This is a genomic window from Roseibium polysiphoniae (assembly GCF_014842925.1).
In the GTDB taxonomy this organism is placed as follows: domain Bacteria; phylum Pseudomonadota; class Alphaproteobacteria; order Rhizobiales; family Stappiaceae; genus Roseibium; species Roseibium polysiphoniae.
The window spans coordinates 501,167-512,903 of record NZ_JACYXJ010000007.1; the positions used below are offsets into that span (position 1 = coordinate 501,167).

Annotated in this window: 11 protein-coding genes; 7 read left to right on the top strand and 4 right to left on the bottom strand. The window is 58.7% G+C overall.

Translation table 11 applies throughout. The features are described 5' to 3' along the window. Positions 1-45: 45 nt before the first annotated feature. From IG617_RS20625 to IG617_RS20640, 4 genes are all read left to right on the top strand, one after another. Positions 46-699, top strand: a complete 654-nt coding sequence (locus IG617_RS20625) for a DsbA family oxidoreductase (RefSeq protein ID WP_192111084.1) — start codon at positions 46-48, stop codon at positions 697-699. A gap of 63 nt (positions 700-762) precedes the next feature. Beyond that, a complete protein-coding gene (locus IG617_RS20630; protein WP_192111085.1) occupies positions 763-1,365 on the top strand; it encodes a TetR/AcrR family transcriptional regulator in 603 nt (200 codons plus the stop codon). Positions 1,366-1,479: 114 nt separating this feature from the next. Then, positions 1,480-2,343, top strand: coding sequence for a glutathione-dependent disulfide-bond oxidoreductase (gene yghU, locus IG617_RS20635; RefSeq protein ID WP_192111086.1), 864 nt, complete (start codon positions 1,480-1,482; stop codon positions 2,341-2,343). Between the two features lie 27 nt (positions 2,344-2,370). Continuing rightward, the gene (locus tag IG617_RS20640) at positions 2,371-3,048 is read left to right on the top strand and encodes a glutathione S-transferase family protein (protein ID WP_192111087.1); all 678 of its coding nucleotides are present in this window, start codon (positions 2,371-2,373) and stop codon (positions 3,046-3,048) included. A 168-nt stretch (positions 3,049-3,216) separates the two neighbouring features. Here IG617_RS20640 and IG617_RS20645 read toward each other — a convergent pair whose 3' ends face one another. Then, on the bottom strand, positions 3,217-4,002 hold the full coding sequence (locus tag IG617_RS20645) for a metallophosphoesterase (protein ID WP_192111088.1): 786 nt from the start codon (positions 4,000-4,002) through the stop codon (positions 3,217-3,219). A 231-nt stretch (positions 4,003-4,233) separates the two neighbouring features. On the opposite strand from IG617_RS20645, the gene IG617_RS20650 reads away from it, so the two are divergent. The 3 genes from IG617_RS20650 to IG617_RS20660 are packed head-to-tail and all read left to right on the top strand — an operon-like array spanning position 4,234 to position 7,975. After that, on the top strand, positions 4,234-5,325 hold the full coding sequence (locus IG617_RS20650) for an ABC transporter ATP-binding protein (RefSeq protein ID WP_192111089.1): 1,092 nt from the start codon (positions 4,234-4,236) through the stop codon (positions 5,323-5,325). A gap of 11 nt (positions 5,326-5,336) precedes the next feature. After that, entirely contained in the window at positions 5,337-6,272 is a 936-nt protein-coding gene (locus tag IG617_RS20655) for an ABC transporter substrate-binding protein (RefSeq protein WP_254170640.1), read from the top strand. Positions 6,273-6,286: 14 nt separating this feature from the next. Continuing rightward, positions 6,287-7,975, top strand: a complete 1,689-nt coding sequence (locus tag IG617_RS20660) for an ABC transporter permease (protein ID WP_338110048.1) — start codon at positions 6,287-6,289, stop codon at positions 7,973-7,975. Between the two features lie 166 nt (positions 7,976-8,141). Here IG617_RS20660 and IG617_RS20665 read toward each other — a convergent pair whose 3' ends face one another. The 3 genes from IG617_RS20665 to IG617_RS21495 form a co-directional block, all read right to left on the bottom strand. Next, positions 8,142-9,575 carry an NAD(P)(+) transhydrogenase (Re/Si-specific) subunit beta gene (locus tag IG617_RS20665; RefSeq protein WP_192111092.1) on the bottom strand — a complete coding sequence of 478 codons (1,434 nt, stop codon included), beginning with the start codon at positions 9,573-9,575 and terminating at the stop codon, positions 8,142-8,144. A gap of 12 nt (positions 9,576-9,587) precedes the next feature. Beyond that, entirely contained in the window at positions 9,588-11,159 is a 1,572-nt protein-coding gene (locus IG617_RS20670) for a Re/Si-specific NAD(P)(+) transhydrogenase subunit alpha (protein ID WP_192111093.1), read from the bottom strand. A gap of 345 nt (positions 11,160-11,504) precedes the next feature. Beyond that, positions 11,505-11,737, bottom strand: a 233-nt coding sequence (locus IG617_RS21495) for a hypothetical protein (protein WP_209008640.1), incomplete at its 5' end; no start/stop codon positions are given.

Consider the following 11,737-nt stretch of genomic DNA (forward strand, 5'->3'; position numbering starts at 1 on the left):
CCCTGTGCCGGGCCACCACCTCTTTTCCAATGCTCTGGAGACATCATGACCAAACCAAATGCTCCCCTGCGTATCGACATTGCCTCGGACGTGATGTGTCCCTGGTGCATCATCGGCTATCTCCAACTGGCGCATGCGTTGGAAGCCACCGGCACCGCCCATGAAATTCATTGGCATCCTTTCGAGCTCAATCCGGAGATGCCGGCCGACGGCCAGAATATGCGCGAACACATCATCGAGAAATATGGCTCGACGCCCGAGCAATCAGAGGCAAGCCGCCGGCAGATGACCGAGGTCGGCAAAGGACTCGGGTTCGAGTTCAGCTTTGCCGACGACATGCGCATGCACAACACCTTCAATGTCCACCAACTCCTCCATTGGGCTGAACAGCAGGGCAGAATGCATGACCTGAAATTGGCGCTTTTCGAGGCGCATTTCACTCATCGACGCGACCTCTCGGACAACAATATCCTCGCGGAGGAAGCCGCCGGAATTGGGCTCGACAAGTCGGAAGCTTTGGCGATTCTTGAAGATCAGAGGTTCGCCGATGAGGTCCGCAGCGTAGAGCACTTCTGGCTTCAACAGGGCGTGCGCGGCGTTCCTGCCGTGGTGTTTGATCGCCAGCACCTCGTCACAGGTGCCCAGGGCGTCGACAACTACACACGGATTCTTGAACAACTGAATGAAATGTCGTCTTGAGCAATCACTCAAACTTTGATGTGATTAAGCGAGACGCTCGGGCACCATTGAGGCTCAACTGACATGAAACGCGCAGCCCCCTACAATCGTGATGCCGCATTGGATGCGGCAATGTCCCTGTTTTGGGGCAAGGGCTATCATGCGACTTCCCTCAAGGACCTTGAAACGACGCTCAACATGAAGCCGGGCAGCATCTATGCTGCTTTTTCCAGCAAGGAAGCGCTCTACCTTCTGACCTTGGAGCGTTACTTCGAGACCGCACGTCAGAAGTTTCGCGAGCAGATCGAGCAGGCAGCGACACCACTGACCGGCTTGATCGAGCATATCCGTTCCTATGCGAGACTTTCGCCTGATCATGCGGCTCGGCAGGCCTGCATGCTTATGAAAACGATGGTCGATACCCGCTCAACCGAGCCGGCCATTGCCGAGGCGTCTCGCACTTACATGGCAGAGATGCGCAAGGAATTTGCCTCCGTATTCGCTCGCGCAAAGGCGGCTGGTGAAATTCCTTCAGACCTTGATGAGGAGCGTCTTGCCCAGCGGTATCAGGCCAATGTCACAGCGCTTCGCTTTGAGCTCCATATGGGAGCACCCCAATCGCAGATCACAGCCTTGAGCGAAGACATCGCTCATGACCTCGAGACCCTGCGGAAAAAACAAACCTGACCGACCTCACTTGCCGCACTGACCTTTTTCCAGCGCGGCCTCTCTCCCTGAAGCATCACCCTATCGGCTGACCGGACCTTTCCGGTTCACCCTGACACGAGAAAGATCAGCGACATGTCTGAAGCGAATACCTACGTGCCACCAAAGGTCTGGACCTGGGACGCGGCCAATGGCGGCGAGTGGTCCAAGATCAATCGCCCGATTGCAGGTGCGTCCCACGAGAAGGAACTGCCCCGCGGCAAGCACCCCTTGCAGCTTTATTCTCTTGGAACGCCCAACGGCCAGAAGGTGACCATCCTGCTTGAAGAGCTGCTCGCTCTGGGCGAGGCAGGCGCCGAGTATGACGCGCACCTGATCAAGATCGGCGAAGGCGATCAGTTTTCGAGCGGCTTTGTCGACGTCAATCCGAACTCGAAGATCCCCGCGCTCTTCGATACCGAGACAGGCAGCCGCGTGTTTGAATCAGGTGCGATCCTGCTCTACCTCGCCGACAAGTTCGGCCGCTTTCTACCTGAAGACAAAGCGGCGCGCACAGAAGCCATGAACTGGCTGTTCTGGCTCCAGGGATCGGCCCCCTACCTCGGTGGTGGTTTCGGGCATTTCTATCACTACGCCCCCGCGAAATTCGAATATCCCATCGATCGCTTCACCATGGAGGTCAAGCGGCAGATGGATGTGCTGGACCGGCACCTGGCCGAAAACACCTTCCTTGGCGGTGACGAATACAGCATCGCCGACATGGCAACCTGGCCCTGGTACGGCACTCTTGCGCTCGGTCAGGCCTATGAGGCCGGCGAATTCCTCCAAGTCGAAAGCTACAAGAACCTGCAGCGCTGGACACACGAGATTTTGGAACGTCCAGCCGTCCAGCGCGGCCGAAAGGTCAACCGGACCTGGGGCCCGCTTTCAGATCAACTTCACGAACGTCATGACGCCTCTGACTTCGATCTTCGCACCGAAGACAAGCTGGGCGCCTAAACCAACCTCGGAAAAACGGATCCAATCATGTTGAAATTCTACTACCACCCGACTCCCAACTCGTCCAAGGTCGCGCTCTTCCTGGAAGAAGCAGGCCTGCCGTTCGAAATTGTCCCGGTCGACACGCTCAAGGGCGAGCAGCACGCGCCTGAATTTCGGAAGGTGAACCCGAACGGCAAACTTCCGGCGATCGACGATGACGGCACCCTTGTCTTCGATTCCAACGCCATTCTGCTCTATCTCGCGGAAAAAACAGGCAAGTACCTCGGTGAAGCTTCCGATCGCGGTGACCTCCTGTCCTGGCTGATGTTCATCGCATCAGGCCTTGGCCCTTATTCCGGCCAGTCGGTTCACTTTCGCCACGCAGCGCCCGAACAGCTGCCCTATGCCCAGAACCGCTATCTGCGCGAAACCGAGCGCCACTATTCGGTCCTGAACGAGCGCCTTAAGGGCCGCGACTTCATCGTCGGCGACAGCCTGACAATTGTCGACATGGCCGCCTGGGGTTGGGTCGACAAGGCCATGGTCACCCTGGGCGAAGGTGGACTTGCCGCTTATCCGGACGTGGAGCGCTGGTTCAAATCCATCGATGCACTGCCAGCCGCGGCGCGGGCACGGACCGTTGCCAAGGACATCGCGTTCAAGACTGAACGCGACGAGGAAGCCGCACGGGCGCTCTTCCCGAGTAACTACGCCGCAGCCTAAATCAACACTGAGACTTGCGCGGTTTCAGCTTGCATCTTGGCTCGCTTGCCAAGGACGCAGCCCCTAAGCAGAAACCCGCCAGCTTTTAAGCTGGCGGGTTTTCATTTCTATAGCCTGATACGCTGACTTTGGCGTATGAATCGAGGCATGTCGCCTCAAGATCCGCGCCTAGCCAGAGGAGACGGACAGGAAGCGGGTCATCTCTCCACGCAGGTGAAGCGCTGTCAGCGGACCGCCGCCCACCGCCTTGGTGTCGATCCCGATGCGCGCCGGACCCACACGAGGGGTCGGCGCCGGGCTATGGCCATGAACGACCAAGCGGTCAGATGCTGGCCTATCCACCAAGAACTCCTCACGGATACACATCAGATCATGGTCGTCCTGCTCTTCCATGGACACGCCGATCCGCATGCCCGCATGGACAAAATGGGCCTCCGGCACGGTCAGGGCGACAGGCAGTGCTTGAAGAAACAGAAAATGCGCTCTCGGGATGGCCTCGGTCAGCACCCGCGCGAGCTCCTCGTCGCTCGCTTGCCCGCCTAGTAGTTGATCGAGATCAACGCCATAAGACATGAGCGTTTCTCGTCCACCGAAGTCCAGCCAATCTGCGCTCAGACTTGGCGCGAGGAGGAACTCGAAAAACAGCTGGTCATGATTGCCGCAAAGGCTAAGCCGCTCGCAACCCTCTGGCAGAGGTGACAGGCAATGGTCGATCACAGCTTTGCTGTCCGGCCCGCGATCCACCAGATCACCAAGATAAAGGATCAGCTTGTTGCGGGGCTCATCGCTGCTCTCCGCCAGGATCAGCTGCTCCATCTTCTTCTGAAGTCCGGAGCAGCCGTGAACATCACCGATGGCATAGATGTCCGCGTTTGGAAGCTGCCTCTCCAAACGCTTTCGTCTTGCGCTCCTGGCATCGCGATCATCGAAATGCTGTGCGGCGGCTGAGGTCATGGGCTTTCCGGCAGGCTTGGCTTTGAAGAACGGCAACGGGCGCTTCTTTAAAGGCTGCTTTGCCATCGCACGGCAAGGTTTTTCTCAAACGCTCGATCAAGGTCCATTCAAGTGCGAGGCCGACGCTCTGGAGGGCCGGCTCCGAAAGACATGCGACTGTTACAATACTGTTATATTGCTGCCTTAGAGATCGCTTGGTTATTTATAAGCTCCTTTCAGGCCACGTTTTTTATGATTTCCAGCCCTTCAGCGCCTGCCCAAAGTCATGCCTTGGCAATCCGCTCTGTTTCCATGAGCTACGGCGCTGAAAACGTGCTGAATGACATCAGCGTGGATCTGGCTCCCGGACAAGTGCTCGGACTGCTCGGCCCCTCCGGCTGCGGCAAGACCACATTGTTGCGCCTCATCTCCGGATTGCTTCTGCCCGATGCGGGAGAGATCGAGATTGCCGGCGGCAAGGTGGCCGTCCCAGAGGCCGGCATTGCACTGCCTCCGGAAAAGCGCGGCCTTGGCATGGTGTTTCAGGACTACGCCTTGTGGCCCCATATGTCGGTGGCCAGGAATGTCGCCTTCCCACTTCAAATGAAACGTGTCGGCGCGGCCGAATGCAAGGAACGGGTCGCGAAGGCTCTGGACCGGGTCGGTCTGGGCGCAATGGCGGAGCGCCGCCCCTCGGACCTGTCCGGCGGTCAACAGCAGCGCGTGGCGATTGCGCGGGCGATTGTCGCAGAACCGCCGCTGGTTCTGTTTGATGAGCCTTTGTCCAATCTCGACCGTGAATTGCGCGAAACCATGGTTGAAGAGATCGCGGACCTGGTCGCCGAGCTCAACCTCAGCGCAGTTTATGTGACTCATGATCATTCTGAAGCGCTGACGCTGTCCGACCATGTCGCCGTGATGCGCGGTGGCAGGATCGAGCAGACCGCTTCACCTCATGACCTGGTCAATCATCCCGCAACTTCAGCGGTCGCCGATTTTCTCCGCCTTGGTTGCCTGATGCCAGTCGCTCGGGTGGCTGACGGCTGGACCATAGAGGGAACTGGTCTGGTCCTGCCTGAGGGCGCCTTCGAGGGGGCGCAAGCGCAGGTTCTGCTTCCTGAAAAGGCGCTGCGGCTCGGTGCATCAGGTCCCTCGACGCTGAAGACAACAGTCGTGCGGGCGCAGACCCGCAGCACCGGTCAGGCCCTCACCCTGCGCGTCACCGGCACACCCCATCTGATCCGCCTTTCAAGCTCAAGCCCCGTCAAAGCGGGCGACATGCTCGACCTTTCCTTTTCACCCGAAGACTTGCGTTGGTTCCCGATTTCCGACCAACCGACTTAATGGAGACTGTTATGAAACGCCTTTCTTTCGCCGCTCTTGCCCTCGGCCTTCTGGCCTCCACAGCCGCTCATGCGGATGTGACCGTCTATTCGGCTGGCCCCGGCGCCCTGATCAAGAACCTGGCTGCTGGCTTCACCGAGAAAACCGGCATCAAGGCCAACGTGTTCCAGGCCACCACCGGCAAGGTCATGGCGCGCCTGGAAGCTGAAGCGTCCAACCCTGTTGCTGACGTTGTGGTGTCTGCTTCCTGGGGCACGGCAACCGATTTTGCAGCCAAGGATCTGCTGCTTGCCTATGAAAGCCCGAATGCAGAGACAGTGCCTGACTTCCTGAAGATGGAAGGCGCTGTTGCGCAGGGCGTCGCCGGTCTCATCATCGCTTGGAACACTGAATCGGGCACGCCTAAGCCGGCTGACTGGTCCGACCTTGCAAAGCCTGAGTACAAGGACCTTGTAACCCTTCCGGATCCGGCAGCTTCCGGCGGCACCTACACGCTGGTTGAGGCCTTCATCGCCAATGACATGACCGACGTTCTGCAGGGCCTCAAGGACAATGGCGCTATTGTCGCCGGCGCCAACAAAGCTGCTCTGAACCCTGTCCTGCAGGGCGCCAAGGCTGCTGTCTTTGCTGGGGTCGACTACATCACCATGGGCGCAGCTGCCAAGGGCGAGACCATCGAAGCCATTTTCCCGGAAAGCGGCACTGTCGTGGCTCCACGCCCGATCATGATCCTCAAGTCTTCCCAGAACCAGGACGATGCGAAAAAGTTCATCGACTACGTTCTGTCCGAAGAAGGCCAGCAGGCCGTTGCAAAGGTCAACCTGATGCCGTCGCGCACGGACATCAAGGTGGATCGTCCGCTGATCGGTGATCTGAAGCTTCTGTCCAACGAAGGCGCGCCTGCACGTGACGACGTTCTGGCCGGCTTCAAGGCAATCTTCAACTAATGGCCAGAGGGGCCGTGGCGACAGGCGCTGAAGGCAGCGCCACTCTCAAGTGGATTGCCATCATCGGCTTGCTGCTTGTCGTCGCGATCCCCTGCCTGTTTATCGTCGTTCAGGCGATTTTTCCTGAATTCGGGAGCGGCTCATTTGCCGCTCCCTTTTCGGTGTTTTTCAAGACTCTTATCGATCCGGACCTTTTCGGACTTGCCGGCAACACCTTGTTGCTCGGGGTTGGAACGATGGTCTGCGCCGCTATCCTCGCTGTGCCACTCGCCGCCCTGAGAGCGCTGTTTCGGGTGCCAGGTGCCCTGATTTGGGATGCTTTGTTGCTTATCCCTTTCATGATACCGCCCTATATCGCAGCGCTCGGGTGGATCATGACGCTGCAGCCACGCGGTTATCTGGAACAGTTGACCGGCATTCACCTGGCCCCGCTGCTTTTTTCGGTGACCGGGATCATGCTGATCATGGGCCTCAACACCTTCTCCGTGGTCTATTTCGTTCTTTCACGCACGTTTGAAACCATTGGCGCACGGTATTCCGATGTCGGGCGAGTGTTCGGCGCCGGGCAATGGCGCTCGTTCTGGCGCATCACCCTTCCTCTTTCCATGCCAGGCCTTGCCGCAAGCCTCTTGCTCGTCTTTGCGATGTCCATCGAGGAATATGGAACGCCTGCCGCACTGGGCCGGCGCATCGGCTTTGAAGTGCTGGTCACCGGCATCGAGAACCGCATTTCCGAATGGCCGATCGACCTGCCTGGCTCAGCAACCCTGTCTCTCGTTCTGGTCAGCATGGCGCTTGTCGCCTTCATGCTACAGAGATGGCTGCTTACACGGCGCGATTACCGTATCGTCGGCGGCAAGCCACAGGCATTCGACAAGAAGGAGCTCGGCGTTTGGACCTTGCCGGTTTCCCTGCTGTTCGCGTTTGTCGCGTTCCTCGCAACGGGCCTGCCGATCCTCGCCATTCTCGCGACCGCGTTGTCCCGCACGATATCCGGCGGCCTTAAGCCCTCCAATCTCGGGCTTGACCATTTCAGCGAGCTTCTGGGAGCCGGCAGCGAAGGTTTGGTGGCACTCGGCAACTCGTTGGTTCTGGGCACGACAACAGCGCTTCTGGCTGGACTGCTCGGAGCGATCACGGCCTATTCGGTCGTGAAGGGGCGCGGGCGCTTCCGGATTGTGCTTGATGCCCTGTCCATCACGCCCAATTCACTGCCGGGCGTTGTTGTGGCTGTTGGTATCATTCTGGCCTGGAACCAGCCCTGGTTGCCGATAACGCCCTATAATACGCCGTTCATCCTGCTGCTGGCCTATATCTGCATTCTCTTGCCGCAGCCGGTTCGCTATGCCACGGCGTCCTTGCATCAGCTCGGAGACAATCTGGAGGCTTCAGCGCGGGTCTGCGGCTCCGGACCTCTGAAGGCCTTTGTCAGGATCGTCTTTCCGCTCATTCTGCCCAGCATGGTTACCGCCATGATCCTTGTGTTTGCGGTCGCCTCGCGGGAACTGGTTGCCTCGCTTCTTGTCGCGCCGGTCGGATTCCAGACCATAGCGGTCTTTATCTGGCAGCAATTCGATCAGGGATCTGCAGGGCTTGGCATGGCGATGGCCTTCTGCGCGGTCCTGATCACAACGCTTATCCCCCTGGCCCTGATCTCCCTCCTGAGATGGGCATCGAAGGGAACGGTTGCGGGGCTGAGGTAAGATGCCCGCTCCTTGCTGCATCCAAGAGAGATAATCTTTCGATGCCGAGTTTCCCGGCAAAGGTGCCGGCCTCGACTGGACTCGGATAGCTGCTGCCAAAAAAGAAAATCGCCAAGGCCTTGCGGGGCCTTGGCGACACACTTCTAAGTCAGGGCATGGGACCCAGTCAGCTAAACAGGGCCAACAACTTGTCCAGGCTGGCTTTTGCATCGCCGTAGTACATGCGGGTATTTTCCTTGTAGAACAGCGGATTTTCGATGCCCGAATAGCCGGTGCCCTGGCCGCGCTTTGACACGAAGACCTGCTTTGCCTTCCAGACCTCCAGAACCGGCATCCCCGCGATTGGCGAGTTCGGATCTTCCTGGGCTGCCGGATTGACGATGTCGTTGGAACCGATGACGATCACAACATCTGTCGAGGCAAAGTCCTCATTGATCTCGTCCATTTCCAGAACGATGTCATAAGGGACCTTTGCTTCCGCCAGCAGCACATTCATGTGTCCCGGCAGCCGGCCGGCGACGGGATGGATCGCGAAACGAACTTCCTTGCCCTTGGCTCTCAAACGGCGTGCGAGTTCAGCGACGTTTTGCTGCGCCTGAGCCACCGCCATGCCATAGCCCGGAACAATGATGATACTGTCCGCATCTTCAAGCGCGGCGAAAACGCCATCTGAATCGATGGCAATCTGCTCGCCTTCCACTTCCATGGCAGGGCCAGTCGTGTTGCCGAAACCTCCCAAGATGACGGAAATGAACGAGCGGTTCATCGCCTTACACATGATGTAGGAGAGGATTGCGCCGGAGGACCCAACCAACGCACCGACCACGATCAGGAGATCGTTGCCGAGCGAGAAGCCGATGGCCGCTGCTGCCCAGCCCGAATAGGAGTTCAACATCGACACCACCACCGGCATGTCGGCGCCGCCGATGCCCATGATCAGATGGTAGCCGATGAAGAAGGCAAGCAGGGTCATGAGGATCAGCGTCCAGATGCCGGCCCCGTTCAGGAACAGCAGCAGAAGAACGAGACTGAGCGCGGCAGCGCCTGCGTTCAGCATATGACCGCCCGGCAACTTCGTCGCCTTGGAGGTCAGCTTGCCCGCAAGCTTGCCGAAGGCAACAACCGAACCTGTGAAGGTCACCGCGCCAACGAAGACACCGAGGAAAACCTCAACCTTCAAAATGGCCTGCTCGACAGATGTCTTGTGCGCGAGAAGCGCCGCAAAGCCGTCCAAAGCCTCGCGCTCTTCGGCGCCCATCGCAAGGACACGTCCTAGCTCAAGGTAGGCGTTGAAGCCCACGAAAACAGCTGCCAGACCGACCAGCGAATGCATCGCCGCAACGAGTTGCGGCATCTCGGTCATCTGCACGCGCTGCGCCACGAAATACCCGATGATCCCGCCGGCCGCGATCAGGATGACCGACAGAAGCCAGAGACCTGAGCCCGGTCCGATAAGCGTCGCGACCACCGCGAGGCCCATGCCGACAATGCCGTACCAAACGGCACGTTTCGCGCTTTCCTGACCCGAGAGGCCACCCAAAGAAAGAATGAACAGAACAGCCGCGACAACATAAGCGGCGGTCGTGAAACCGAATTCCATCTCCTGGCCTCCTTAAGATTTCTGGAACATGGCGAGCATGCGCCGGGTGACAAGGAAACCGCCGAAGATGTTAATCCCGGCCATGAAGACGGAAAGCCCCGCCAGTAGAATGATCAGGATTGATCCGGAGCCGATCTGCATCAGGGCGCCCAGGATAATGATCGAGGAGATGGCGTTCGTCACAGCCATGAGCGGCGTGTGCAGCGAATGACTGACACCCCAGATGACCTGGAAACCGACGAAGACCGACAGCACGAAAACGATGAAATGCTGCATGAAGCTGGCTGGTGCAACCAGGCCGACCAGCAGCGTCAGAAGACCCCCGACGGCAATCAGCGTGACCTGCTGCTTGGTCTGCGCCTTGAATGCCGCAGTCTCCTGCGCCCGCTTTTCCTCGGCCGTTAGTTCCTTGGGCTTTTCCTTCGGCTTGGCAGCGATCGCCTGCACCTTGGGAGGTGGCGGCGGGAAGGTGATTTCTCCCTCAAACGCAACCGTCGCACCGCGGATGACATCATCTTCCATGTCATGCACGACCTGGCCGTTCTTCTCCGGTGTCAGGTCGCTCATCATGTGGCGAATGTTGGTGGCATAAAGCGTTGAGGACTGAGCCGCCATACGCGACGGGAAATCCGTATAGCCGATGATGGTAACGCCGTTTTCAGTCACGACCTTCTCATCGGCGACGGTGCCTTCCGCGTTGCCACCGCGCTCTGCCGCAAGATCGACGATCACCGAGCCGGGCTTCATGGCCTTGATCATGTCTTCAAGCCACAGCTTTGGAGCCGGGCGGTTGGGGATCAGCGCCGTGGTGATTACAATGTCGATGTCCGGAGCAAGCTCGCGAAACTTCGCCAGCTGCGCTTCACGGAATTCAGGCGACGACACACTGGCGTAACCACCGGACGCTGCCCCGTCCTGCTGCTCTTCCTTGAAGTCGAGATAGACAAATTCCGCGCCCATGGATTCGACCTGTTCCGCCACTTCCGGGCGCACGTCGAAGGCATAGGTCACGGCGCCCAATGAGGTCGATGTGCCGATGGCAGCAAGACCGGCAACGCCCGCGCCAACGACCAGAACCTTCGCCGGCGGGACCTTTCCCGCTGCCGTGATCTGGCCGGTGAAGAAACGGCCGAAGTTGTTGCCGGCCTCAATGACCGCCCGATAACCGGCGATGTTCGCCATCGACGAGAGTGCGTCCATTTTCTGGGCGCGTGAGATGCGCGGCACCATTTCCATGGCGATGACGTTCGCGCCGGACGCTTTCGCCTTGTCGAGTCCGTCCTGATTGTCGCCGGGATTGAAAAAGGAAATCAGTGTCTTGCCCTTGGCAAGGTATCCGAGTTCCTGATCCTCGGGCTGGCGAACCTTGGCAATGATATCGGCTTTGGCCCACAAGCTCTCCGCCGTGTCGACCAGCTCAACACCCGCGTCTCGATAGGCGGCGTCCGAGAAACCCGCAGCCGCGCCGGCGCCACTTTGAACGAGGCAATCATAGCCCAGTTTTTGCAATTGTTTTGCGGACTCCGGGGTCAACGCCACACGGGCCTCCCCGGGGAAAACCTCTTTAGGAACCCCTAAGTACATTATGCGTCCTTTGTTCATTCAAAGATCTACGGCCCTGCGATCTCAAGGCCCGCCCATCAGGCCGCCAAACTAGTCGTTTCTGCCAATGTCAGGCAAGCCCGGATGTCTTCGCATGAAGAGACGGGTCCTGCGCCAGTCGCAAAGTCGGCATCAACGCGCGTCTTCAATAGCTGTCCGGAGCCACCTGCCACATGTCCAAGGCGCGACGGCCGCCCGACTGCCCGGGTATTCTGACGGATAGATTGCCACGTGCCGCCTCCCAGCTCACCTTGAGGAGACAACGCTCCCTCGCATGCCCCTTTTACCCGATGCTATGCATCCACAAGAATGGCCAGGTATGCAAGGTCACCAATCGTCCAAAGCGTTGGCGCCATGGAATGGTTTTCTCTTTTTTGTTTTAGGTTCGAGCCACGCAGCTTTACTTTGTCCAGCGCCACGTCCGTTCTCTTCTCCTCTCCCCAACGCAAGAAAACCCCCGTCGGATTTCCGATCGGGGGTTTTTTGCTGATTTGGTTGCGTGGTCAGGATTTGCCCTCCTTGATGGGGCCCGGTCATGTCAAAATCCGCGACCGGGCACG

Coding starts and splice junctions, on each gene's coding strand:
- IG617_RS20625 (WP_192111084.1), top strand. CDS start 46: ATGACCAAACCAAATGCTCCCCTGCGTATCGACATTGCCTCGGACGTG.
- IG617_RS20630 (WP_192111085.1), top strand. CDS start 763: ATGAAACGCGCAGCCCCCTACAATCGTGATGCCGCATTGGATGCGGCA.
- yghU (WP_192111086.1), top strand. CDS start 1,480: ATGTCTGAAGCGAATACCTACGTGCCACCAAAGGTCTGGACCTGGGAC.
- IG617_RS20640 (WP_192111087.1), top strand. CDS start 2,371: ATGTTGAAATTCTACTACCACCCGACTCCCAACTCGTCCAAGGTCGCG.
- IG617_RS20645 (WP_192111088.1), bottom strand. CDS start 4,002: ATGACCTCAGCCGCCGCACAGCATTTCGATGATCGCGATGCCAGGAGC.
- IG617_RS20650 (WP_192111089.1), top strand. CDS start 4,234: ATGATTTCCAGCCCTTCAGCGCCTGCCCAAAGTCATGCCTTGGCAATC.
- IG617_RS20655 (WP_254170640.1), top strand. CDS start 5,337: ATGAAACGCCTTTCTTTCGCCGCTCTTGCCCTCGGCCTTCTGGCCTCC.
- IG617_RS20665 (WP_192111092.1), bottom strand. CDS start 9,575: ATGGAATTCGGTTTCACGACCGCCGCTTATGTTGTCGCGGCTGTTCTG.
- IG617_RS20670 (WP_192111093.1), bottom strand. CDS start 11,159: ATGTACTTAGGGGTTCCTAAAGAGGTTTTCCCCGGGGAGGCCCGTGTG.